Origin of the sequence: Methanoregula sp., assembly GCF_003170075.1 — an archaeon.
Lineage (GTDB): Archaea > Halobacteriota > Methanomicrobia > Methanomicrobiales > Methanospirillaceae > Methanoregula.
In genome coordinates, this window is record NZ_PMZU01000035.1 from 1 (window position 1) to 24,520 (window position 24,520).

Below are 24,520 nucleotides of genomic sequence, written 5' to 3' on the forward strand. Positions count from 1 at the left end.
CATATTATTTTATATGTAATTACGTAGTTTACTTTATTGGTAAGAATTTACCAATTGGTAAACTTTGGTGATAGTAGTTTGATGAGAGGGTAGATCAATGTCATTAGGTGAACGCATTAAATCGGCCAGGATCAATGCCGGGTTATCGCAGGAGGCGCTTGGCAACAAACTGGGAATTACCAAGATGGCGATCTCGAAATACGAGAACGGGACCGTCACGCCGAATTCGGGAATTCTCATTGCTCTTTCAAAAGCGCTCGAAGTCAGGATTGAGTACTTCTTCCGGACTAAAGAGATCCGGCTGTCAAAACCAGTATACCGGGCACGAAAAGCACTGTCACCGAAAGATGAAACAAAAATCCTCGGGAAGACCGCGGACTGGCTGGAGCGGTACGTTGACGTTGAACAGATCGCCGGCTCAGAGAAGCCGCTCAGTCTGCCGGATCCCGGGTCCTGTCGTGTGTCCTCGCTGGACGAGATCGAAGAGGTAGCCGTGCGTGTCCGCGAGGAATGGAACCTCGACCTTAACCCCATAGAAAACTTAATGGACGTGCTGGAACAGCACGGGATCAAAGTCGGCGTGATCGCAGCCCCGGTAAAGTTCGATGCACTCACCATGAAGTACAACGATGAACACCCGCTCATCATTGTCAACAAGACATTCCCCGGAGACCGGCAGCGCCTCAGCCTCGCCCATGAACTGGGACACCTGGTCCTGAAACTCGATGAGGGGATCGATGAAGAGGAGGCTGCATTCCGGTTCGCGGGTGCATTCCTGATCCCAAAACAGACCGCGATACGGGAACTCGGCCCAAAACGAAGAATGCTGGACTTCAGGGAGCTCTACGTCTTAAAACACAAGTACGGTATGAGCATGGGTGCATTGATCTACCGGGCCAAGAACCTGAATATCATCTCGGATGCGGCCGCAGACCGGCACTGGGTCGAGATGCGATCCAGGAAATGGCATCTGGAGGAGCCCGGGAAACAAGTAGAACCGGAGGTACCTACCCACTTTGAACTCCTCCTTCTCCGGGCCCTTACAGAACACAAGATATCGCAGTCCCGGTTCGATGAACTGAAAGGAGACGATTCGCCCATCTTAGCGGCGCCGTGCCAGTGAGGAAGAAAATCATGAGCAGAAGAACATGTTGCATCGATGCGAATATCCTCTTCGATTTCGTCGCAGGGGATATCTTCGATCTGCTGTTTCTTCTCCCGTTTGATTTCCATACCTCCGATATCGTCGCAAATGAAATCTCCAGATCGTATTCTGAACGACAACTGGCCCAACTGGGACTCGAAATCCTGGCTCTCGATGATTCTGAAGTCCTTGAGATTTTCACCCTGAAGCAGGAGCACATCGGACTCTCAGTTGAAGATGTCTCGGTCTATTTCCTGAGCAGGAAACATGGTACAATGATCCTTTCAAACGACGGACCGTTACGGAAACTGGCTGACGCTTCCCGGATCGAATACCACGGGACTCTCTGGCTTCTCGAAAAGATGATCCAGGGAGAGATCCTGCGACCACAGGAAGCCGCTTCTGCTCTGAGATTCATGCTTAATAACAAACGCTGGCTTCCCCGTCCGGAATGCGAAACCTTGATCAAAAAATGGGAGTCTCATGAATAATCAATAAAAAAATTCTGTCGGGAAACTCATTGAATATCTCGGTGAATAAGAATCCAAATGTCGAGGGGATTTATAGAATTATTACTTTCTTTTAGTTAACATTCCAGGACCCTTCACAAATTCCCCAGAAAGTCTATGAGCCCCGCGTGAAGAAGATTAATAGTAATCGTCCAAGTGAAACGGTTTTGTGCTAATATCTTCCATGAGGCTGTTTAAGTTTCTTCCGCCATGGTTCCTTTCAATCTGGCGTGCGGAAACCATCGATCCTAAGTTGGCGGCGAACCGGCGGTGCGAGCGGTTGACGCAAGGCAGTACTGGAGAACGCGTTTGTTTGGAAAACGGGAGCCGGCTGTTGCAGTCAGTCCATAATTTTTCCTTTCCCGTTACCCCCTATCGCCCCCGATCCAGCCGTTTTTCCTGTGAGCCTCTTTGCAGACCCGACACAATCCGGGCTCAATTTGAGCCCCATTCGCCTTTTGATCACCCCAAAAGAAGCCCGTATCGGGCTCCTTTTCTAAATACCCCCAAATCAGCCGTATTTTGCCAATCTGACGAATTAAAACGCCCTCATATTGCGGTTTTAAGGCCCGATTCCGGGCCCGGATGGGTTTTCTGTTGATGAAAGAAATAATGGCCATTACAGGGCTTCTATGACACGGTAAAAGGTATTATATGGGGCTCAATTTGGACTTTTTTTGGCAAACAGGGGCACATACGTCACCAGATTTTATTGTTTCAAATCGAACGGTTTTACAGGCTTGAATTTGTCGGCAAAAAGGGATTTGAGGGGAAATCCTGCTACGACGGCGAATGCGAGACCGGGTGCTTTTCAGACATAGATAACCTCCCTGGTTACCGGGATCCAGTGAACCCAGGGATCATCCGCCGGGTAATTCTCCAGAACACCCATGTCACGGCGGCACCGGCAATGAGGCACAAAACCGCCCGGAGACTGTGATCGATCTCCATCTTACCGGTGACAACAAAGAGCAGGAGACTAATGGCAAGCATGACGGCAAAAAGGGCAACAACGATGATGCAGGCCTCGGCGAGCGTTCTCTCCTGCGGGGGAAGATATCCGCAGAAATGGCAGCGCATACTCCCTTCGGGCAACCGGGTTCCACAGTTCGGGCAGATCATATTTTGTATCTTGTTTCACCGTATAATCAGTTAAAACCGTAGGATTGTTGTGACCAGTATCACCCTTCACCGTCTCCCGTGCCCCTTCTTTCCCCCGTGATGCTGCTTTTCGGACTTTTTTGGAGACGTCTCCTTTTCCATCCCCTCGCTCTCCAGCTCCGCGATAATATCGAGCGGATCGTCCATCTTCTGCGCAAGCCGTACGATCTCAAGCAACCGCTCGATCCCGATGAAATGCTCGGACATCACGCGGGCAAGGGGCGTCAGCTCGATCTTTGACCCCTTCTTCTGCACGAGCCGGTGGGCGACGAGCTCCGGCAGCACCGGCTCCATGCTCCCCACCATCGTTGCATTGATCCGGGCAAGGTCAGCCTCCTCGCCCCCGCAGGCGACCGCGTTTGCCACGTACTCCTCCGAACTCTGTTCGAGATCGTGGACGGGTGCGACCTCCTCCATCTCCCCTTTGAGGAGTTTCAGCGCAATCTCCTCTTCCGTTCCCGGGTTCTCGCGCGAGTAACTCCCGCCGGGCTCGGCAAGGAGCACCACGCGGCCGAGGTCGTGGAAGTCCGGCCGCCCGGCCCGGCCTGCCATCTGGTTGAACTCCTGCACGGAGAGCCAGTCCCGGCCCATCGCAAGGGCATCGAAGATCACCTGCGACGCGGGGAAATCGACCCCGGCCCCGAGCGCTGCCGTCGTCACGACCGCCATCAGCTTGCCGCCAAGGAACTTGGTCTCGACCTCGCGGCGTTCCTGGCTTGAGAGCCCCGCGTGGTAAGCGGCCGCACGCATCCCGAGCGCATCGGCAATCGTGTGGCACCGGGCCCGGGCATTCGTGAAGATGATTGTCTGGCCCCGGAATCCCTTTGACGAGGTGTTCTTGTACTCATCGGTTGTCAGTTTCTTGATCGTCGGGATCTTCTGCTTGCGGTCCGTAAAAAGGAGGAAGCGTTCGAGTGCGACCGGCCGGTCGTCATACCTGACGAGCTGGCAGTTGAGTTTCTTTGCGAGCGTCTTTGGCGATCCTATCGTTGCAGAGAGATACAAAAACTGCGCCTGCGGGGCGAGATACTTGAGCCGTGCAATAAGGCCGTCGAGCCGGTGGCCCCGTTCAGGGTCCTCAAGCATCTGCACCTCGTCGATGACGACCGTCGCGATGTTCTGCATCCTCTGGCCGCACCGGATCATGTTGTCCACCCCTTCGTAGGTACCGACAACGATCGGCGCCTGCGGGTTCCGGTCACCGACCTTCCGGGTCTCGGGAAGGTTGAGGCGCGAGACGCCGGTCAAAAGACCGGTCTTTGCAAACGCGCTGTACCGCTCAGTGAACCGTTCGTACTTCTGGTTTGCGAGCGCGACAAGCGGTACCAGAAACAGCATCCGGCCCCGGCCCGCAAGGTAATTTTTCATCCCGGCCATCTCGCCGATGAACGTCTTACCGCTCGCGGTTGCAGCGACAACAAGGAGGTCTTTTCCGTACAACAGGCCGGCATCCACCGCAAGCTGCTGGACCGGCATGAGGGACTCGATCCGTGACGCAACCACAAATTCGTGCGGCAGCGGCAGTTCCTCCAGTTTTGCGGTCGCAAGCACCGGGTGCGCCTCGATCCGGTCGAAGAGGGCAGACTTCATCGAGAGTTTTTCCGGCTGGACAAGCGCGAGCACCCGGTCGAGGTTCCGGGTCGCATCAAGCAGTTCCTCGAAGTGTCGGAGCGTCTCCTTTCCCATGTGCCCGATCGGTGCCAGTTCGCGCCGGAGTTCCCGTCGCCCGCACTCAAGGCAGATCTTTTCGCTCTTCCCGAAGATCACGAAGTTGTCATTTGTGATCGGCGTGTACCGGTCGTCGAGCAGGCAGATCCGGCAGACATCCACGGGGCCGGTGCGGATCTGGAAGGCATGAAGAAACTCTTCGAACAAGGGGTCCAGCCTGACCATCCGCACGTCGCCCTCGCGGAGCTGGCCGATCAGGTCCTTTGACGGAGTGGCCCGGTACTCTTTCCGGGAACCCCAGCGGAGCCGGTACTTGACCGGCCGGGGCCCCTTGGGGGTATCGGTCATCTCGACAATGCCAATACCGTGGACGTGCTTCCCGTCGTAAAAGAGAAGTTTGTAACTGCCTTTGACCGGCTGGACGATGATCTTCATGAGGCGATCAGATCGACGATGACGTATGAGAGCCCGACGCCTTCAAGCCGTTTTAAGAAATCCGTGAACTCTTCGTCAACGATCACGATCACGCAGTCGATCCCGTGGAACGATGCCTCGATCACACCTTCACGTGCCCCGAAAAACAGGTCGGCTTTATGACCGGCGGCTTTGAGGGCGATATACGCCTCAAGCCCGACCGCCGCCACCATCCCTGCCGGGCGGATGAGTTCCTTTAATTTTTCCATCTGCACCCGGCGCGAGCCCCCATGCTGGATCCGGGGCACCTTGCAGATAGTGATGGTTCCTTCCCGGTGCTCGATGATACCGTTCAGGCGGGCCACGCCCACATCTTCGTCTTTTTTCGCGTCGGCGACGACCGAGCCGGTTGCCTGCTGCTGCTTTTTTGCGGCATACAGAAAACCGCCTTTCATGTAGACCCCGACCTCATCGCCGGCCCTGAGGTTTTCCGCGGCAATCGCCGTCCAGACTGAGACCTGCTGGATGATGTCGCGCCGGATGTGCCGGGCGTAGGACTCCAGAGACTCGGCGTTCGCGAGCACCCACTCGATGCCGGTCTTTGTGACCTCGTAGTTGCCGCGCCCGCTCGCGGAGACCATCCCCTCGTCCACGAGCTCGCGGATGTACTCGGAGATCGCCTGCGGCGTGACGCCGAGCTTTGTCGCGATCTCCTGCTGGCGCACCGCTGGCTGGTGCTCGGCGATCTCGACAAGGATCTGTAACCGGGAGACCTCGCGCTTGCTGCGCAGGATGGAGTAGAGGGGATCCTTAACGTCCGGTGTCAAGCAGCACCAGCCCCTGTCCCTTCACATCAAGCGCAGGTATCCGTTTCGCAAGTCCCTTGATGAACACCGGGCTGACACCGAATTTCCGGGAGAGATCGTTGATGGACGTGTTGCCGTTCCCCATTTCTGATTCTATCTGGCCGACAATTTCACGGAGGTTCTCATCGTTGGAGAGCGAGATGTACAGGATGTCCGAGAGGTCCTGCAGGCTGCACTGGAAGTTCGCGCGGAACTTGTTGTACGTCCCTCTGAACTCCCGTTGCGGTTTCGCCCCGGGCTTTGGCATTCTCCATTGCTCTTCGACAAGATTACCCTTCTTTAAGATCTGGAGACAGACCGGAACGGACTCATCGTTTACCTGCGCCTGGAGTTCTTCCTCGGTCATCCACGATTTGCTCAGCAGTTCATACACCTTCTTGAACGCAGGACTGTTGAACGTCATGAGGAGCGGAACAAGTTCTACGGGATCGTTGACAATTCGGATGTGACCCGGCACAGTAAAAACCCTATAATTATATCGCGGTATAAATCAATAAATTTATGCGGCTCAACCATGCAAAAAAAGGGCAGGATTTCGGTTCGCGGCATCGTGCAGGGGGTCGGGTTCCGCCCTTTTGTGTATGCACGGGCCTGCGAATTCGGGATCGCGGGCTCGGTGAAGAACCTCGGGAGCGAAGTGGAGATATTTGCCCGGGGCGAGCGGTTCGCTGACTTTCTTGCGGCAGTTTCCCGGGGCCCGCCGATGTCCCGGATCGATTCTGTTGACGTGACCGAGACAAGAGAAGACATTCCTGACGGTTTTGTGATTAAAAAAAGCGGGACCGGCTCTTTTTCCGGCATGATCCCGCCCGATATTGCGATCTGCGACGATTGTATCGCGGATATTTTCACGCCGGGCGGGAGATACGAGGGGTACTGGGCAACATCGTGCGTGAACTGCGGGCCCAGGTACAGCATCATCCGGGAAATTCCGTACGATCGGGAACGGACAAGTATGGATACGTTCCCGATGTGCCCGGCATGCGCGGGTGAGTACGGCAACCCGCACTCCCGGCGTCACCACGCGCAGACGATCGCCTGCCACATCTGCGGCCCGCAGCTCCGCCTTATGGATAAAACCGGCACCGATGTCCCATGCGGCGACCCGGTCCGGGAAGCGGCCGCACTACTCGATGCCGGGAAGATCCTCGCAATCCGGGGAATCGGAGGATTCCACCTTGCCTGCATCGAGGAGTCCTCGGGCGAGCTCAAATCCCGCCTCGGACGGATCGAGCAACCGTTTGCGGTGATGGTGCGCCCGGGTGTTATCGATCCGATCGCCGTGGTCTCAAAAGAAGAACTGGAACTGCTGGAGAGTCCTGTCCACCCGATCGTGGTGCTGGAGAAACGCGATCATTCCTCGCACAGTACCATCAGCAACCTGCACACGATCGGCTGCATGCTGCCTTACACCGGGCTCCACCACCTCCTTTTCTCGTCCTTAAAACACCCCCTGCTCATCATGACGAGCGCAAACATGCCCGGCTACCCGATGATCACCGATACTGACGTAGCGCTCGTAAAACTTGCAAAGGACGCAGATTATTTCCTCGTCCATAACCGCACCATCACCAACCGCGTGGACGATTCGGTCGTGCGCGATGGCTATATCCTCCGGCTCTCCCGGGGGATCGCCCCGAAACGGACCGCAATCGACCTTGGCCCGCACTGCATCCTTGGCGTCGGCCCGGAGCTGAACGCGAACGCAACGATCTACAAAAACGGGTTTGCCGTCACCTCCCCCCATGTGGGCAACGTCCGGAATCCGGCGACGCTCGAATACCTGCAGGAGACCGTCGCCAAACTCTCGCGGCTGCTCGGGGTCGAATACGAACTCGTCGCCCACGACCTCCACCCCCAGTTCCTCTCGACCCGGTTTGCACGGGAGATCGCGGCGGAGCGGGGGATCGATCTCGTGCCGGTCCAGCACCACCGGGCGCATATCGCGGCGACAACGACCGAACCCTGCATCGGGATCGCAATCGACGGCGTCGGGTACGGGGACGACGGCACGGTCTGGGGCGGCGAGGTCTTTGCCGGGCAAGTGCCGGACCTTGCCCGGGTCGCCCATCTCGAACCCGTGGCGATGCCGGGCGGCGACCTTGCCACCCGGTTCCCGGAGCGGATGCTGTACGGCATCCTGCCGGATGAGGAGTGCCTCGCACTGCTTCGCGACCGTGGCTGGTCTGATGTCGAATGCGGCGTGATAAAAAAACAGGTCGCGACAAATTTCAATGTCACGATGACGAGCAGCACCGGCCGGGTGCTCGATGCGGCTTCTGCCCTGCTTGGCATCTGCCGGGAGCGCACCTACGATGGCGAACCCGCAATGAAACTCGAAGCGGCTGCCGTGGGCGGGACAGCGGAGGCGTGGGAGCCGGTTTTTTCGACGGTCGGCGGGTGCGAAGTCCTCTCGACGCAGGCGATCCTTAAAACAGCGCTCTCGCGGTTCTCCCGCGCACCGGCGGGTGACAAAAACGCCGTCCGCGACATTGCGGCATCCGTCCAGTACAACCTCGCCCGGGGGATCGCCGCACTTGCCATCCATGCGGCAGAACGGGACGGCATTCCCCGTGTGGCCCTGAGCGGAGGTGTCGTCGCGAACCGGGCGATCCGTGAGACCATCCGTGCCGAAGTTACCGGGGCCGGGCTCACCCTTGTCATCAACGATGAGTACCCGCCCGGGGACGGGTGTGTCTCCTTTGGCCAGTGCATCTGGGCGGGAACGCTCCTTAAAGCCGGTGGGAACAGGTAGCCGTCACCGGTATACTAAAAAAACAAGCATTTTATCTAAACACACTTACAAAGATGAGATCAAGCTTGCGATGTATCCGCTGGACATAATTCAGGAACAGGAAAAAAGGCTTCAGAGCCTGGAGGAGGAGCTCACCGAGCTCCGTCAGGGGCTTGCGGCGGTGCAGGATTACTTCCTCGATATCAAGGATGCGGCCGATGAAAAGAGTGCCAGTGCCGAGATCAACATTGAGATTGTCAGGCCCCTTAATGAGGAGGATGCGGAGTTCGAAGGCATCTGGGATTTCCACCAGAAACTGCTTGTGACCGACTCTTCGGGTTCCATCCCGCTCGATATCATGTACGATACCTTCGCCCAGTTCTGCCGCGATAACAGGAGGAAGCCGGTGGACAAGGATGCATTCGAGTACCTGCTCCCGCAGATGGATGACCCCCGCCCGGTGATCTTCCGGGGAAAATGGCAGGGATGCCGGTTCCGGTAAACGGCAACCGGAACGGGCGGGCATGGAGAAGACATGGCACATGTCCGCATAACGGCTGACTCCGACATTCCCCTTGTTGGGTCGCTCTATTTTGGCATTATTGACCGGGGAACGAGCCTCTTACAGGTTCGCCCGAGCTGTGGCTGCAACTTAAACTGCCCCTTCTGCTCGGTCGATGCCGGGCCGTGCTCGAAGACACGTGCAACAAGCTATGAAGTGGAACTGGATTATCTCCTCTCCGCGGTTGAAGAGATCGCCCCGTTTAAGGGAACTGGCGTCGAGTGCCACATCGATTCCCCGGGCGAACCGCTCATGTATTCCCGGCTTCCCGAACTTGTCGCGGCACTCAAGTCGATCGACGCGGTTTCGGTGGTCTCGCTCCAGACGAATGGCACTCTGCTTGACAATGCGAAAATCGACGCCCTTGCAGCGGCAGGGCTCGACCGGGTCAACCTCTCGCTGCATGCGCTCGATCCCGGTCTGGCCCGGCAGCTTGCCGGCGTGGACTGGTACGATATCGACAAGGTCACCGGTGCGGCAAAAGCGGTTGCGAAAAGTTCCATGGATCTCCTCATTGCGCCGGTCTACATGCCGGGTATCAACGATGCGGAGATCCTGAAGTTGATCGCGTTTGCACGAGGATGCGGTGCGGGGAAACGGTTTCCTCCGCTTGGAATCCAGAAGTTCGAACGCTACCGGTACGGCCGGACGCCAAAAGGCGTGAAAGTCCAGAGCTGGTGGCAGTTTTTCAACCGGAGCATCAAAGAGTGGGAGAAAGCGTCCGGCCTCCACCTCCGCCTCGATCCGGGCCGGGACTTCGGCACCGTTCGGCGCCCCTCGCTCCCGCAGGTATTTGCCAAAGGCGAGAAGGCAACCGTCGAGATCCGGGCACCGGGCTGGATCCACGGGGAGCAGCTTGGCATTGCGCGGAACCGGGTGGTCTCGGTGTTCGGCTGCGATAAAGAGTCCGGGCAGGTCCGGGTAAAGATCGTCGCGGCGAAAAACAACATCTACGTGGGCGTGCCGGTCTAGAAAGCAGGGTGACGGTCCGGAAGATGACAGGAAAGCGGGCCGGGCATGCCGGTGCCGGAGCATCCGTTCTTTTGGATTGCTGATACGTGAGAAAAGTAATTACAGATTACAGGAAACGAAGAAGAAAAAGATTTAGCCGAACAGGGCACCGAGCCCTGCCATGCCGCTCTCTTCTTCCTGCTTCTTGTTTTCTTCCTTGTGCTCTTCCTTTGCTGGTGCTGCTGCATGGCCTGCTGCTGGTGCTGCTGCTGCAACGGCGACCGGTGCCGCTGCTGCCTTGCTGATGGCCTCTTCGATGTTGACACCATCGAGCGCTGCAATGAGTGCCTTGATCCGTGACTCGTCAGCTGCTGCACCTGCAGCGGTAAGGACTGCCTTGACGCCGTTCTCATCGACCTTCTTGCCTGCCTTGTGCAGGAGAAGTGCTGCATAGATATAGTCCATCTCAGATTCACCTTGTATAAATTTTATTTTACCAGGGTCTTTATCGCATGGCTTTCACTCCGGGCTTTATCAATAATCGCATCGACAACATCCTTCTCGTAGATTGCCGCCTTGATCGCAAGACCGCGTACAAGGCGGATACCGTATGCCAAATACCCGCACCGGCCATAATAGATCGATTAAATAATTTATTTAATATGGAGAGCAAGAAACTGGGATACTAAATAAGGGGTCCTAAATGCCGCAGACTATTTCTCTCCTCTGCATAGATGATAACCCCCTGTTTTTGGATGCTTTCAGGGCACGACTCGAACAGGAAAAGGATCTTGACGTCACAACCGCATCGACATCGGCCGAAGCACTGGATCTGCTCAACCGACAGTATTTTGATGTGATCATCTCGGATTATGCGATGCCCGATATGGACGGGCTCGCCCTGTTCAAGGAGATCCGGGCCCGGGGCGGTCAATCGATCTTCATCATCGCCACGGCAAAGAGGCTGGCGCACATCGCCAGGGACGCCCTCAACACCGGGGTCGACTATTACCTGCAGAAAGGCGCCGACATAAAGAACGAATTCCCGCGGCTGATCGATTTTATCAGGACTCGCGTTTCACAGAAGAATGCCGAGCACGAACTGAAAACACAGACCCGGTTCTACAATTCGATCGTACACAACGGAGCCGAGTTCATCTGCCGGATCAAACCTGACGGCACATTCAGTTTTATCAACGAACCCTGCGTCAATCTCTACAAAAAACCCTCCCAACAGCTCCTGCGGGAGAACTTCTATAGTTATGTTCCAGACAGCGAACGCAATGAGATCCTCGCGTGTCTTCAGGCCCTCTCTCCGGAAAAACCGGACTGCCTCCTCCTGCACCACGTGATTGCAGGGGACGGGAGAAGTGTCCTCCTCTATTGGGGATACCACGGGTTATTCTCCCCGTCGGGTGTGATCCAGGAATATCAGCTCACGGGAAGAGACTCAGGCACTCTGGTGCGTATCGGCACGACCGGGACCGGTGGAGAGCACGGCAAACCATCAGCCGTCACCGGGTCGTCACCCAAAACCATGGAAGAAAAACCTGGTAAAGGGAACGATCTGATGGCCATGCTGCAGTCGCTTGACGTCCCTTTTTTTGCTGTCGATAAATTTGGGGTGATCATCGCGTGGAGTGCAAAACTCGCCGAGCTGACCGATGTTGCCGCGACGGAGATGATCGGGAAAGGCAACCGGGAATATGCCGTTCCATTCTACGGGAAACCCGGCCCCATGCTCGTCGATCATGTGGTCTGTTCCCCCGGGAGCACAGGGGACAACAATCTGCCGGCGGCAAAAAAAACCGGGGACACGTTTATCGGGGAAAAGGAGCATGTGGCAATCCGGGGTAAACCGATGATCCTGATCGGCAAGTGTATCCCGGTCCACAATGCATCCGGCCACCTCATCGCGGCAATCGAGTCGATCGCGGTTAGCGAGACACAGGCAGAAACGGCGGGTGCAGAGCTCAACTCCGGGATTGTCAGGCCCCTTATGGAGGAAGATGCGGAATTCGAAGGCATCTGGGATTTCCACCAGAAAAGACTCGTGGGCGACCCTTCGGGTTCCATCCCGCTCGATATTATGTATGATACCTTTGTCCAGTTCTGCTGTAAAAACGGGAGAAAGCCGGTGGACAAGGATGCGTTCGAGTACCTCCTCCCGCAGATGGACGCTCCCCACCCGGTGGTCTTCCGGGGAAAATGGCAGGGATGCAGGTTCCGGTAAACGGCAACCGGAACGGGCGTGCCGGTCCAGGAGACGGCATCTTTGATTTGATACAGGAAACGGACGCACGTCGAAAATACCGGGGACGCATCCGCTCTTTTAGATGGCTGCAGAAAAGAAGATTGTTACGTACTACTGGAAACGAAGAAGAAAAAAAGATTTAGCCGAACAGGGCACCGAGCCCTGCCATGCCGCTCTCTTCTTCTGCCTTCTTGTCTTCTTCCTTGTGCTCTTCCTTTGCTGGTGCTGCTGCGTGGCCTGCTGCGGGTGCTGCTGCTGCAACGGCGACCGGTGCTGCTGCTGCCTTGCTGATGGCCTCTTCAATGTTCACGCCGTCAAGGGCTGCAATAAGCGCCTTTACCCGTGACTCGTCTGCTGCTACACCTGCGGCGGTAAGGACTGCCTTGACGCCGTTCTCATCGACCTTCTTGCCTGCTTTGTGCAGGAGAAGTGCTGCATAGATATACTCCATCTCAAATTCACCTTGTATAAATTTTATTTTACCAGGGTCTTTATCGCCTGGCTTTCTCTCTGGGCTTTACCAATAATCGCATCGACAACATCCTTCTCGTAGATTGCCGCCTCGATTGCAAGACCGCGTGCCTCCCTGACGGCCTTTGTCAGGATCGGTGCCATGGTCTCTTTCGTTGGGATCGCTGCATTGACCGACAGGTTGAACGCCTGCTGACCGGCAAGCTGGAGCTGGGCGAGGAATTTCGTCTCGTCCACTGCGAGCACGGATGGCTCGTAGATGTTACCCTCGTGGAAGGCTGCCTGGAGGGCGAGCCCCACATCCATGGGCTTGATGTCAAGCTTGATGAGCACACCGGCAAGCTTCGCCGAGATAACCGCGCCTTTCTTAACGACGGTTTTTGTCTCCCGGATCTTGACCTTGCCACCTTCAATCGCTGCGGGAATGCCGGCCTGCTGGAGCTCGCCGACAATCGGGCCGGGCTTGAAGCTCGTGGGCCCCTTCTCGACAACGATGTCCTCGGGGGCGATCTCGCCGGCCTTTGCGGCCATCTTGGTCTTGGTCTTCTCGAGCTGCTTGTACAGCTTGAACGGGTTATCGTTGGAGAAGATCACCGCTGAATGGCCCGAGATAAACCTGGTGAGGCCTTTTGCGTCCCCGCCAATCTCGCCGAACGCGTGCTCGATCAAGGTGTTTCGTGTCACCTTGATGACAGCCTTGCCCCGGAGGTTTCGCCGGATCTGCTGTACCTGCTGTGCGGGGATGCCGTATATGTCGACAAGCCCGATAAGCGCGTACTCTTTTGCGTGCTTCTTGATCTCCGCGACCTCGTCCTTTTTCCATGCGGGCAGGTGGTGGGTATAGATTGCCATTATACCAGCCTCACGGACGGACCCATAGTGGTCTTCACGAAGATCGAGCGGACGTTTAAGTGACCCTGTTCGAGTACAGATTCGATACGTTTGACAACCGCATCGATGTTCTCGGCGACCTGCTCCGGCGTCATTGCCGTCGAGCCTACCTTTGTCGAGAAGACCGTCTTGTCTTTCGTACGGATCTTCACCGATTTTCGCAGGCGTTCGACAATCGGGCGGATATCGGTCTGCCCGGTAATCGGCATCGGCATCCTGCCCCTCGGACCAAGCCGGGGACCTAAGAACCGGCCGACCTGTGGCATGGCCGCGGTCTCGGCAAGGAAGTACTTGTAGGTACTTGCTACTTTCCGGGCTTCGCGGGGTGCGCCACCGAGCCGTTCAACCTCTTCAGGGCCGATAATCAGATCAACCTTGGCCTCTTTTGCCTGAGTAACGATATCCCCTTTCCCGATAACACAGATACCGTTGTCTTCCCCGGTACCGTGCGGGAGAAGAATCGTCTCGTCGATACGATTTTTCGGCTGCGCCATATCGATATTCTTGAGATTGATGGTAATATCGATGCTTTCAGAGAATTTTCTCTTTGGCGCCTTTTCAATAGCCGTTTTTACGGCTTCCAGAATTTTGGCCCTATCAACCATCAGATTCCTCCATAGTTCGCGACCGAACCCTTCGATCTCCTATGGTGTTCTTCGGATCTATTTCACAAGGACGCTGTCATACTTGCCAGCTGCGATGTCGGCGAGCACTTCTTTGGGGCGCTTGCCGTCAACGTTTACACCCATGCTTACGCACGTGCCCACGACCTCTTTTACAGCGGTCTTGAGCTCGTATGAGAGCATTCCTTCGAGTTTCATGTTGGCAATTCTGACTGCGGCCTCGAATGGCAGGTTCCCTGCCATAATGGCGTTGGGCTCTGCGGATCCTTTCTCGATATTGGCCTCTTTCTTGATGAGTGCCGTCGTCGGTGGGACACCCACCGAGATCGTGAAGTTCTTCTTAGCGTCGACTTCGATCTTAACCGGGACCTGCATTCCGTTGAATGTGGCGGTCTTCTTGTTGATCTCATCGACTACTGCCTTCACGTTGATACCGAGTGGTCCGAGCGAGGGTCCTAATGGTGGACCTGCTGTTGCCTTTCCGCCGGGTACTAAAACCTCGACCACTTCTGCCATAGTCTTTGCACCATGCCGTCCCGTATAAGCGGGTTCCGAGCTTGGGTCTGTTAAATTTGACGTGATGGGAAATAAAGGTGATCGTGGGAAAAAAGGGTGAGCGCTCACTACACAGTTGCGATGAGTGTCGCCATACCTGTCCATACAATGTACCCATCCGACCCCTTCTATCCCTCACCCCCACCTTTTCCAGCAATTCTACTCTTATAAAAAAGCCCCATTTTGCCCACGCTTCCGGCCCTGTCCATGGGGGGTCGGGCAGGTACATTCTGAAAACTGGGACAGGGTGTGAAGGCATGGGACCGGAAATTCCAGAAGCATCAGGGCGGGCTCTTCCGCAACGGGTCAGACTGTACCCATCAGACCCACCAAGATTCTCTATAATCCCTACGGTTCTGATTGCCGGACCTCGTGTCCCCGCATCCACGAAAGGACAGCAGCAATTCCCATAACGCCGATCGATGCCCAGAGCGAGGCATCAATACCATGGAGGAATGCCTCCGAGACACCGCCAACAAGATTTGTTGTGCCAATGAACACCTCAAACGCAACACTCCGCGGGATCGATGCGGAGGCAACGGTGATGGCAATGACAAAACTTCCCAGGATCCCGATATTCTGGACGGTCCTGAGGACCCCCGAGATCCCGCCAAAGGACCCGTGAGGTGCATTTGCCATAACAGCGCTGTTATTTGACGGGAAGAACATCGCCGACCCGATACCGGAGATGCCGGATGCAACCAGGACAACCCAGAGGGGAGTATCGAGCTGGAGCATGAGATAGACAAGCGTTGCAAGGCATAACATTGCCGCACCGGAGCTTGCAAGGATCCGTGCCCCGTACCTGTCAGAAAACCTGCCCATCATGGGAGAGAGCAGGCTTCCTATCACATACCCCGGGGTCAGGAGGAGGGCTGCATCGAGCGGTGAGAACCCCCGGATACCCTGGAGATACATCGTAATAAGAAACATAACGGACATGTAGCCCAGACTCAGGAAAAATGCGGCCATGATGGAAAACTTCAGGATCCGGTTTTTAAATACACCAAAGTCGAGGAGGGGATGGGCACACCGTGATTCATAGGCGAGAAACAGGACAATTGCCACCACGCCCACAATAAAGAGGAGGACATTTTGTCCCGTAATACCCTGGCCGGCAAAGTCAACACTGGCATAGGAGACAAGCGTAAGTGCCAGGCCCAGGAGCACCATACCGGCAATGTCAAGGTGTGCATCGGCCCTCACCGAATCCTTCACATACCGCATCCCGAGGAGGGTGGCACAAATCCCTATTGGCAGGTTGACAAAAAAAATGTATTCCCAGCCCACGTAGGTCGTGATAATTCCCCCCAGGACAATACCGAGCACTGCCCCGCTCGTCCAGCCCAGGGAGATGTACCCGTATGCCGTTCCCCGCACATTCGGGGGGAAGGTATCGGCGATGATCGCACCGCTGTTCGCCTGCATCAGTGCCCCGCCAAATGCCTGGATACCCCGGGTTAGGATCAGCCAGTAAATCGTCGGGGACAGCCCGCAAAAGAGTGAGCCCAGCGTGAAAACAAAAAAACCGGTATTGAACATCCGGCTCCTGCCATAAATATCGCCCAGTCGCCCGAGCTGAGTAGTGCAAACAGCGACGACGAGGAGGTAGATGAGGATAACCCAGAGGGTTGTAACAAGGTCCGCGTGGAGGCCGGCTGATATGGTGGGAAATGCGAGAATAACAATAGTAGAATCAACAGAACCCATCAGGGTCCCGAGCATGAGAACGAAAATGATAATTTTTTGTCGGGTATCCATCGGATCCGTGAGAGATTACCCTCTGTTTGTTCTTGTACCTTTCGGACGGTTGCCGGGGGTTATCAGGATATGACGTATCTGGCCCGGGGGAGAGGTTCAGGGAGAACGGAGGAGTCACCAGAATCGCCGGGGTCATAGCGTTACCCGTGACAGGCTGACAGATACCCTCATATGATACCATTCGGTAACAATGTATAGGAAACCATACATGGACATTATCAAAGCAGATAATCTCAGCAAATCATTCGGGTCTTTCAGGGCTGTTGACAACGTCAGTATTGCCGTAAAAGAGGGGGAAATCTTTGGTTTTCTCGGGCCCAACGGTGCCGGGAAGACCACAACCATCCGGATGCTTACCGGTGTGCTGACACCGGATACCGGCTCCGCCCGTATCTGCGGGATAGATATCAACAAACATCCGCTTGAAGCCAAACTGAAGATGGGGATTATCCCCGAGAACGGCACGGTCTACAGCGACCTGACCGCCGAACAGAACATTCTCTGGACGGCGAAATTCTACGGCATGGACAGTATCTCCCGCAAAAAGCGGGCAGATGAGATCCTTTCTTATTTGGGACTCACCGACAGAAGGAACGATATTGTCCGCACATTCTCAAAAGGGATGCGGCAGCGGATCAGCATCGCGTGTGCCATCGTCCCCTCGCCACCGGTGCTGTTCCTCGACGAGCCCACGGGAGGGCTGGACGTGTTCAGCCGCCGGCTCGTGCTCGATACGATCCGCAGAATGAACGACGAGGGCAGCACGGTCTTTCTTACCACGCACAACATTGAGGAGGCCAATGAGCTCTGCACGGTCATCAGCGTCATCAACAAAGGGAAGATCGTGGCAACGGGCAGCACGGAGAGGCTCAAAAAAACCTTCGATACCACAAAATACGTGGAGATCGCGTTCGAGCAGCCGGTGAAAAAAGAATGGCTTGAATCCGGGGGAGTCTTCCGCGTGGAGAATCACGGCGACAAGTGGAGACTGTACACGGATGACCCGGATCCTGCCGTAAAATACCTTGCCGCCCTTGCTGAACGGGAACACCTGAAAATCATTTCGGTTGCTACATCGACCCCGACGCTTGAAGAGGCATTTGTCCAGCTCACGGGAGGTGCGTGATGGATCCCAGCCTTTTTACCCGGAGTGTCCTTTTAGTCGCCGAGAAGAATATGCGGATTTACTATTACAAGGGAGCGGTTGTGATCTTCGGTCTCCTGTTTCCCTTCCTGATGTTCCTGACCTTTTTTATCGGGCGGAACCTCAATCTCGTCCTCTTCTTCCCGGCATTCCTTGGCATGATGCTGTTTTTCTCCTCCTCCTCCACCGGACCGCTCATTACCCCGTGGGAGAAAAGGGAAAAGACCTACGAGCGCCTCCTGTCGCTCCCGGTAACGCTGGAAAGCATCATCCTTGGCGACATTCTTGCAGGGGCACTCTTCGGGATCGTTATCACGACAATAGTGTGGAGTGCGGGATCGCTTATTCTTCACTTACCCCTCGCACATCCTTTGCTCCTGGCGGTAACATTGATCCTGGGTGGGTTTACCTTTGCAGCTCTCGGGACCCTCCTTTCGTCCCCCGCAATGAGCAATCCCTCCAATGTGATGATGGTCTCCAACCTGATCCGCCTTCCCCTGATATTTGTCTCGGGCATCTTCATTCCCCTGAGCCAGCTCGGAAGCTGGGCATGGACAAACGAAGTGTCCCCGCTCACGTATCTCGTTGACCTGTTTAACGGAGCGATCAACGGCAATGCAGTCTACCCAGCGGGTCTTGATATAATTGTTCTGGTTGTGGTAATTCTGCTCTTCATCGGCAGTGCAAAACTGATCCAGCAGTATAATCTTTCAAAGGGGATTTAGGAATGAGCGCGAAGGAGAAACATTGAAACACCCCAATGGTTGATTATTCCATCAGGGTGACCTGCATGAAATATGCCGATGTCGACAGGATTTACCAGACCATGCCCCTGGATAGCATCCCATGGAACAGTGAGACTCCCCCCGATGCACTCGTGAACCTTATACAGAACGGGATTGTGCAACCCTGCAGGACCGTTGATCTCGGGTGCGGTGCCGGCAACTATGCGATCTACCTTGCCGGTCTCGGGTTTGACGTCACCGGTGTCGACAGTTCTCCAACGGCAATAAAGATCGCAGGGAAGAATACAAAAAAGCGGGGAGCCCGGTGCAGGTTTATTGTTGCTGATCTCCTTGGCGATCTGCATGAAGTGACGGATACGTTTGACTTTGCCTATGACTGGGAGTTCCTGCACCATATATTCCCGGAAGACCGGGAGGCCTATATCAGAAATGTGTATAAGATCACAAACCCGGGGGCCACGTACTTCTCCGTCTGTTTTGCTGAGAGCGACCCCCAGTTTGGCGGGAGCGGAAAATACCGCACGACCCGGATCGGGACAACGCTCTATTTCTCATCAGAATCCGAACTAATGGACCTTGTTTCCCCGTATTTCACCATCCGGAAATTAAAAACCATGGACGTCAGCAGCAAGTTTGGCCCCCATCGTGCAGTCTGTGTGCTGGCTACGCGACACTGACATTTTTTCAGGGAAAATATTTGGAAAGGCAAGCTTCACACCATGAAGCAAAAGAATAATTAAAAAAATCAACGTTCCGGTGAGCCTATCGGTTCAATAGCCTCTCATGATTGGGAAATGCCACCTGCGGCCTCCGGGTAATGAAAGAAGCATCCAGGTTTTTTACCATCCGTGCAGCCATGTCTGCGGGAATACCGAGTGCCATCATCTCAGGGGGCATCGAATGGTTCTGGGTCGGATCCTGCGGGCCCATGAACGCGGTATTTCTGGGCGTGTTTTCCGCAAGGCCGGCCGGGAAGGTGATGAATGTCGAGCAGGACGACCCCCACGGAACGATGACCGGTGAGAACGGGTCGTCCCGGTCAAAGTGAATGAGCGCTGCCATGTTCCGGATCTGTTCGCCGTTCCCGAAGATACAGAGGGAGAGGACGTCGGGCATGGGATCAGGCAGCGCCTCGCAGGCCTGCACGACAAGATATTTACCCGGCGGGTGGATCGGCCCGGCCGCCATCGAGCAGTGCTCGACCAGGTTGGGACTTGCCTTGAGGAACTCCGCTGCCCCGCCCCGGACGTCTTTTTTGCCGGTCGAGACAAAATATTTGATGTCATCGGGGACCGGGATGTAACCCGTGTGGAACAGCCCGCCGGGGCAGCAGCCCTCAGTTGCACCGGCGCCAATATAGATCGCCGGTATCTCGCGTCCTGCCGCCATCCGGTACATGCTGACTGCAAAACACCGGTTTATCCCGGCCATCGGGGGGATGCCTGCCGGCAGGACCTCCGTTCCATACACCGCAAGAGGCCGCGTCGAAAGCCGGAACGCAGACGCAAGACTCGACCCAATCGTCCTGAAATCATCACCTGTCATGATACAACTCCTGTCTTTTCCGCCGCAAGCCCTTTCCAGATCGGGCCGTCGAAGACACCATCTTTTGCCTCCTCCTCCATTTCCAGGTAGAGCGAAAACGGCACGGCAAACGTGAACATCTTTTCCGGTATGGTCTTTCCCACATTTGCCCGGGCCGCAAGGTCCGTGTACCCGAGCACTGCCCGGGGGTGCTCCTTTGTTGCCTCATCGTACGCGAATGCCCCGATCTGCTGGCAGGCAGCCATGGGCGGGACCCGCACGGGATCCGTGCCCTCGCGGATTGCCCCCACGAGCGTGACAAGGCCGGTGATCTGGAGCGGGTCTGCCACAAAAACCACGACAACCGGGCGCTCGCCGGGTTTCACTTTGCCGAGGGGGATGAAGATCACATACTTCTCAGCAATATCCGTGATCGGCAGGTCTGCGGTCATGAACCGCTTTGCCTTTTCCGTATCCTTGTGAAGACGTTCACCTTGCAGGAACTTGGCCCGCTCCCGCTCAGGGATATGCTGCACGGTCGCGCAATAGGCTTCCGGGTTCTTGCTGCTCTCCGCTCCTTTCACAAAAAAAGCGGACATGAAATCAACGCCGGCTCCGCCAAAGGCATCGTAGTACCCGTTGCCAAAACCAAGGCCGGCCCGGGCGCCGGGACAGCCATAGGTCTCCCGGTCGAATACGGCCGTTTTTCCCTTCGTTGCGACCTGCGCAAAGAACGGCATGATGCAGGTCTGCCCGTGCGGTTTTATCTGTAATGCTCCTTCGGGTTTTGTATTGCTCCAGAGAATGGCCACGGGTTCGTAGTCAAGCCGGAGTTTTTCTGCGGTTATACTTTTCATGCTTGTTCACCTTTGCTTATTTCATCCAGCCCATCTGGACATACCAGTCGTACTCGTGGGCGAACCGGTCCTTGTTGTACTTTACGAGCTGGCAGAAGAACTCCCTCTTCTGCCGGTGAATCTCGTCCTGTTCCGGGTAGGAAATTTCACCCCTGATCGACCGGGCCAGCGTCTTTCCCATCTTACGGGCTTTTGTTTCGGCTTTTCCGAGGGCGGCCGGATCCCTGCCGATCGCGACACCTATCCCTCCCACGATGTTCGCGCCAAGCGTTGTGAGTACTTTGTTCATGTACCCGACAACTTCAGACTCACCACTCCCCCCTGCCGTGCAAACCGAACACCCGAACTTACCCGTCAGCATCTGACAGTGAATGGCATCCGCCATACGGTCAAAAAGTGCTTTCATTGGCGCAGGCACGGAATCGATATAGTTGGGAGCGCCAAGCACAATCCCATCAGCATTCATCAGACGGTCAAAGAGATCCGAAAAATCGTCAAGCAGGGTGCACTCCCCGGTGGCATAGCACGTCCCGCAGGCCGTACAGTACTCTATGCGCAACGTGTGGAGATCCACGTATTCTGTTTCTGCACCCTCGTCTTTCGCACCCGCCAGTACTGCGTTCACCAGGCGTAGGGTATTGCTATCCTTTCCCCGGGGACTTGCGTTCACTCCTATGACTTTCATATATGATCGTTCCTGTTGGATGGGAATCGGAGAATGTTTATAATAAAGGTATTGACTGGAGGTTCCGGCATGGTAAACCAAAACGAGGAGGGATAATCCCTGTCCGGGGCACAAGCCCCTGTTCTCTTCTCTTCAGATTGAACACCGGCCGGCATTGCATCCTTTTATTCTCAATAAAAAGATTCGGTCAGTAAATATATATCCTGTATGTGTGATGGAAGTGTGTGTGAATCATGGAGAACGATTCCATCGTATTTCACGGCACCCTGCAGCAGTTACTGGAGAAAGTCGAAACCGGCGAGATGATCCCCAAACTACAGGCCTCGCACGCCCCGATGTGCAAGTTTTTTACTGCGTACTACGTCATCAGCGGCATACGGCACGTGGTCCCCCTCGTGCATGGCCCCACGGGATGCCCGCTCTACATGTCCGACTTTGTCAGGACCCGGGAATGCTGCGAGATCCGCGGTGTCCCGCTCGAACCCACTGCCTGTACAACCCTTGACGAAAGCAACATCATCTATGGGGGCGAGGGAAAACTCCTGGAAGCGGTAAAGGAAGCATACGCAAAGTACCACCCCGACCTCATTGTCATCCTCTCCTGCTGCTGTTCCGGGATCATCGGCGACGATGTCGAAAGCATCGCCCGCGAAGCAGAGAAACTGGTCGGCTGCAGGGTACTTGCACTCAGGAGCGAGGGCTTCGGCGGCGATTTCCGGAGCGGCTACGAGGATGCGTTTAAACTGATCATGGAGCTGATGGACCCCCCGGAAAAGATGATGAAAGGGACGATCAACATCCTCGGAGCCCGCTGGGGGCCGTCCCCCACGGAGTTCAACTGGGATATGGATGAGATAGAAAGGCTCCTTTCCGAGATCGGAATAAAGATAAACGCCATCATCGCGGGAGGGTGCACCGTTGAGCAGATCCGGCATGCCCGGGAGGTCGAACTGAATGCCTCGTGGTGTTATGACTGGGGTCAGAAACTCGGCGACCTGATGCAGGAACGGTTCGGCATCCCGTACAGCAGGACCGGGCAGCCCTACGGCCTCGCGGCAACAACGGAATGGCTGCTCGGCGTTGCAACTCCCCTTGGAATGAAAGAAAAAGCGCTGGATGTAATTGAACGGGAGACACTGGAGGTTGAGCCGGATCTTGCCTACCTGAGGCAGGCCCTGTCGGGAAAAACTGCCATCATCGAAATATCGGAATTTCCCGGCCCGATACGGGCCCTCTCCCTTGCCCGGATGGCGGCAGAGTTCGGAGCCCGCCCTGTCGTGATCAATGTCCACCCCTATACAATCAAGGAACGGATGCCCAGCATCAAGTTCCTTTTAGAAACGGGTGTCAACCCGGAGATCATCCTTACAAAAGGACTCTTCCGGCTGGGAAGCTTCCGCTCGTCAAAAGAGACCGAGGACGAGTTGGAGGCGATTGTAAAGGGGTATGATAACCCCATCTTCTTCGGGAACTCCGGCCGGTTCCCACCCTGCCCGGTGGTGAACTTAACGCTCATGAACCCGACGTTCCAGCCCCAGTACGGCTTTAAGGGGATCAAAAACATCGCCACTCTCGTCAGGCAGGCTCTTGAGAATAAGAATCTCCCGCGCTCGCGTCTGTTTAAGGGGATGCTCTATGGAACAAGGACACGATAAAGAAGCGGCCGGGGCGGCACCCCCGTTTCCTGATAAATGCACGGATCCCTACCTCCGGTGTGCTTTCAATGGCGCCGCACAGACGGCACTGGGAGTCTCCGGTTCCGCCCTGCTCGCCCATTCCCCTCAAGGGTGCGATTACCTTGTCAACAATGCATTTGCCTCGCAGGAGTGCGACTACATGGAGACGGTCACGCTCTGCACAAAACTGTGCGTGAACGAGATCGTGCACGGCGGTGAAGACATTCTTGCCCGTACGATCCTGGAAGCAAAAGATCTTCCCATATCAGCCCTGTTCGTGATCAGTGCGTGCGGGCCTGAAATTGTCGGCGACGACATCGTTGCGGTATGCGAGACCCTGCAGCCGGAGGTGAAGTTCCGGCTCGTTCCTGTTCCCTGTGCCGGGTTCAGGGGATCGCAGTATGACGGCATCGACATCTCGCTGGATACGATATTAAAAAGACTGGTGAAGAACAGCGATGAGAAGATCCCGGATTCGGTCTGCCTTATCGCCCCCCACGCAAACGCCAACCCGACCTGGACAGCAGACCTTGAATGGGTACAACAGGTCCTTAAGAGACTGGGTATCCGGGTTGTTGCCACGCTCACACACAGGACTCCGCTTTCCGACATTGAGAATGTTGCATCTGCCGAGACATCGCTCCTGCTGAGCCACGATGCCGGACAGAAAGCAGCGGATTATCTTTCCGCAGCCTATGGAATCGAACAGATCTGCAAGGGGATCCCCCTGCCCATCGGAATGACCAACACCCAGCGCTGGCTGACTGTGCTCGGGGAGCGGTTCGATGCGCAGAAAACAGCGGAGGGTATGGTAGCGGAAGGCGAAAAGATGGTGATGGCGACGTGCCGGCGCAAGTGGCCGATGGCGCGGTTCCTGTACCGGACTCCTGCCGCCATCGTTGCCGATGCCACGATCGGTATCCCGCTTGTCCGGTTTGTCACCGAGGAAATGGAGATGACACCAGAGCTCGTTGCCCTGTACACCTCCAGTCGTCCGGTGCGGGAACTGCTGGAACGGGAACTCAAAGACCTCGGGCTCAGCCCTAAAGTCGTGTACGGTACTGACGTGTACAAGACAAGGATGAGCTTGCGTGAGGTAAAGCCGAAGGTCATATTCGGCAGCACGATCGAACGGCACGCCAGTGAGGGGCTTCCTGTGGCGTATGTTGTCGAAGTGGTGAGAATAATGCGCCAGTTCAGGATGATTAACAGGGAATATTTCGGGTATACCGGCATCCTGAACCTCTTCGAGTGCGTCCAGAACGAGTGGACAATGGGATGGCGTTCAAAAGAAAAAAGGTACGAGGCAAAGTGGTGAATGGAG

At 55.8% G+C, this 24,520-nt stretch carries 25 protein-coding genes; 11 read left to right on the plus strand and 14 right to left on the minus strand.

What is annotated here, in order from left to right; genetic code table 11:
- The first annotated feature begins 97 nt into the window (after window positions 1-97).
- Window positions 98-1,123: an XRE family transcriptional regulator gene (locus QZN75_RS03645; protein ID WP_292424864.1), complete on the plus strand. Its 1,026-nt coding sequence runs from the start codon at window positions 98-100 to the stop codon at window positions 1,121-1,123.
- An 11-nt stretch (window positions 1,124-1,134) separates the two neighbouring features.
- The gene (locus QZN75_RS03650) at window positions 1,135-1,635 is read left to right on the plus strand and encodes a PIN domain-containing protein (protein ID WP_292424866.1); all 501 of its coding nucleotides are present in this window, start codon (window positions 1,135-1,137) and stop codon (window positions 1,633-1,635) included.
- An 852-nt stretch (window positions 1,636-2,487) separates the two neighbouring features.
- Here QZN75_RS03650 and QZN75_RS03655 read toward each other — a convergent pair.
- The 4 genes from QZN75_RS03655 to QZN75_RS03670 form a co-directional block, all read right to left on the minus strand.
- Window positions 2,488-2,775: a zinc ribbon domain-containing protein gene (locus QZN75_RS03655; protein ID WP_366652794.1), complete on the minus strand. Its 288-nt coding sequence runs from the start codon at window positions 2,773-2,775 to the stop codon at window positions 2,488-2,490.
- Between the two features lie 66 nt (window positions 2,776-2,841).
- Window positions 2,842-4,917 carry a DEAD/DEAH box helicase gene (locus QZN75_RS03660; protein ID WP_292424870.1) on the minus strand — a complete coding sequence of 692 codons (2,076 nt, stop codon included), beginning with the start codon at window positions 4,915-4,917 and terminating at the stop codon, window positions 2,842-2,844.
- The gene (locus QZN75_RS03665) at window positions 4,914-5,723 is read right to left on the minus strand and encodes a MarR family transcriptional regulator (protein ID WP_292424874.1); all 810 of its coding nucleotides are present in this window, start codon (window positions 5,721-5,723) and stop codon (window positions 4,914-4,916) included. The genes QZN75_RS03660 and QZN75_RS03665 overlap by 4 nt, the downstream gene beginning before the upstream one ends.
- Window positions 5,707-6,219: an ArsR family transcriptional regulator gene (locus QZN75_RS03670; RefSeq protein ID WP_292424877.1), complete on the minus strand. Its 513-nt coding sequence runs from the start codon at window positions 6,217-6,219 to the stop codon at window positions 5,707-5,709. The genes QZN75_RS03665 and QZN75_RS03670 overlap by 17 nt, the downstream gene beginning before the upstream one ends.
- A gap of 57 nt (window positions 6,220-6,276) precedes the next feature.
- Between QZN75_RS03670 and hypF the strand changes: the two genes are divergently transcribed.
- The 3 genes from hypF to QZN75_RS03685 all read left to right on the plus strand — a co-directional run bounded on the left by hypF (window position 6,277) and on the right by QZN75_RS03685 (window position 10,030).
- Window positions 6,277-8,517 (plus strand): carbamoyltransferase HypF, encoded by a 2,241-nt coding sequence (gene hypF / locus QZN75_RS03675; protein WP_292424881.1) that lies wholly within the window; start codon window positions 6,277-6,279, stop codon window positions 8,515-8,517.
- Window positions 8,518-8,587: 70 nt separating this feature from the next.
- Complete coding sequence (locus QZN75_RS03680) at window positions 8,588-8,998, plus strand: hypothetical protein (protein ID WP_292424884.1); 411 nt, start codon at window positions 8,588-8,590, stop codon at window positions 8,996-8,998.
- 33 nt (window positions 8,999-9,031) lie between these two features.
- Window positions 9,032-10,030, plus strand: a complete 999-nt coding sequence (locus QZN75_RS03685; protein WP_292424886.1) for a radical SAM protein — start codon at window positions 9,032-9,034, stop codon at window positions 10,028-10,030.
- 132 nt (window positions 10,031-10,162) lie between these two features.
- Here QZN75_RS03685 and rpl12p (QZN75_RS03690) read toward each other — a convergent pair whose 3' ends face one another.
- The gene (gene rpl12p / locus QZN75_RS03690; RefSeq protein WP_292424888.1) at window positions 10,163-10,474 is read right to left on the minus strand and encodes a 50S ribosomal protein P1; all 312 of its coding nucleotides are present in this window, start codon (window positions 10,472-10,474) and stop codon (window positions 10,163-10,165) included.
- A 23-nt stretch (window positions 10,475-10,497) separates the two neighbouring features.
- Window positions 10,498-10,626, minus strand: a complete 129-nt coding sequence (locus QZN75_RS03695; protein WP_292424890.1) for a hypothetical protein — start codon at window positions 10,624-10,626, stop codon at window positions 10,498-10,500.
- Between the two features lie 86 nt (window positions 10,627-10,712).
- Between QZN75_RS03695 and QZN75_RS03700 the strand changes: the two genes are divergently transcribed.
- Entirely contained in the window at window positions 10,713-12,242 is a 1,530-nt protein-coding gene (locus QZN75_RS03700; protein WP_292424892.1) for a response regulator, read from the plus strand.
- 160 nt (window positions 12,243-12,402) lie between these two features.
- On the opposite strand, the gene rpl12p (QZN75_RS03705) is transcribed toward QZN75_RS03700, so the two are convergent.
- From rpl12p (QZN75_RS03705) to QZN75_RS03725, 5 genes are all read right to left on the minus strand, one after another.
- A complete protein-coding gene (rpl12p, locus tag QZN75_RS03705; RefSeq protein WP_292424894.1) occupies window positions 12,403-12,714 on the minus strand; it encodes a 50S ribosomal protein P1 in 312 nt (103 codons plus the stop codon).
- 23 nt (window positions 12,715-12,737) lie between these two features.
- Entirely contained in the window at window positions 12,738-13,586 is an 849-nt protein-coding gene (locus QZN75_RS03710) for a 50S ribosomal protein L10 (RefSeq protein ID WP_292424898.1), read from the minus strand.
- A complete protein-coding gene (locus tag QZN75_RS03715; RefSeq protein WP_292424901.1) occupies window positions 13,586-14,230 on the minus strand; it encodes a 50S ribosomal protein L1 in 645 nt (214 codons plus the stop codon). Before QZN75_RS03715 ends, QZN75_RS03710 begins: the two co-directional genes overlap by 1 nt.
- A 57-nt stretch (window positions 14,231-14,287) precedes the next feature.
- Window positions 14,288-14,764, minus strand: a complete 477-nt coding sequence (locus QZN75_RS03720) for a 50S ribosomal protein L11 (protein WP_292424904.1) — start codon at window positions 14,762-14,764, stop codon at window positions 14,288-14,290.
- Window positions 14,765-15,151: 387 nt separating this feature from the next.
- Window positions 15,152-16,513 (minus strand): MFS transporter, encoded by a 1,362-nt coding sequence (locus QZN75_RS03725; protein ID WP_394339491.1) that lies wholly within the window; start codon window positions 16,511-16,513, stop codon window positions 15,152-15,154.
- Between the two features lie 259 nt (window positions 16,514-16,772).
- Between QZN75_RS03725 and QZN75_RS03730 the strand changes: the two genes are divergently transcribed.
- The 3 genes from QZN75_RS03730 to QZN75_RS03740 are packed head-to-tail and all read left to right on the plus strand — an operon-like array spanning window position 16,773 to window position 19,131.
- Window positions 16,773-17,690, plus strand: a complete 918-nt coding sequence (locus tag QZN75_RS03730) for an ABC transporter ATP-binding protein (protein WP_292424908.1) — start codon at window positions 16,773-16,775, stop codon at window positions 17,688-17,690.
- Complete coding sequence (locus tag QZN75_RS03735; RefSeq protein WP_292424911.1) at window positions 17,690-18,433, plus strand: ABC transporter permease; 744 nt, start codon at window positions 17,690-17,692, stop codon at window positions 18,431-18,433. Before QZN75_RS03730 ends, QZN75_RS03735 begins: the two co-directional genes overlap by 1 nt.
- A 35-nt stretch (window positions 18,434-18,468) precedes the next feature.
- On the plus strand, window positions 18,469-19,131 hold the full coding sequence (locus tag QZN75_RS03740) for a class I SAM-dependent methyltransferase (RefSeq protein ID WP_292424914.1): 663 nt from the start codon (window positions 18,469-18,471) through the stop codon (window positions 19,129-19,131).
- 85 nt (window positions 19,132-19,216) lie between these two features.
- On the opposite strand, the gene QZN75_RS03745 is transcribed toward QZN75_RS03740, so the two are convergent.
- Genes QZN75_RS03745 through QZN75_RS03755 form a run of 3 tightly spaced genes read right to left on the minus strand, consistent with a single transcriptional unit; the run spans window position 19,217 to window position 21,520 of the window.
- The gene (locus QZN75_RS03745) at window positions 19,217-19,999 is read right to left on the minus strand and encodes a DUF169 domain-containing protein (RefSeq protein ID WP_292424916.1); all 783 of its coding nucleotides are present in this window, start codon (window positions 19,997-19,999) and stop codon (window positions 19,217-19,219) included.
- Window positions 19,996-20,835 (minus strand): DUF169 domain-containing protein, encoded by an 840-nt coding sequence (locus tag QZN75_RS03750; protein WP_292424919.1) that lies wholly within the window; start codon window positions 20,833-20,835, stop codon window positions 19,996-19,998. Before QZN75_RS03750 ends, QZN75_RS03745 begins: the two co-directional genes overlap by 4 nt.
- 16 nt (window positions 20,836-20,851) lie before the next feature.
- Window positions 20,852-21,520 (minus strand): flavodoxin family protein, encoded by a 669-nt coding sequence (locus tag QZN75_RS03755; RefSeq protein ID WP_292424922.1) that lies wholly within the window; start codon window positions 21,518-21,520, stop codon window positions 20,852-20,854.
- Between the two features lie 233 nt (window positions 21,521-21,753).
- Here QZN75_RS03755 and QZN75_RS03760 point away from each other — a divergent pair, with 233 nt between their 5' ends.
- Window positions 21,754-23,175, plus strand: coding sequence for a nitrogenase component 1 (locus QZN75_RS03760; protein WP_292424925.1), 1,422 nt, complete (start codon window positions 21,754-21,756; stop codon window positions 23,173-23,175).
- Window positions 23,156-24,514, plus strand: coding sequence for a nitrogenase component 1 (locus tag QZN75_RS03765; protein WP_292424928.1), 1,359 nt, complete (start codon window positions 23,156-23,158; stop codon window positions 24,512-24,514). Before QZN75_RS03760 ends, QZN75_RS03765 begins: the two co-directional genes overlap by 20 nt.
- The last annotated feature ends 6 nt before the right edge of the window (window positions 24,515-24,520 follow it).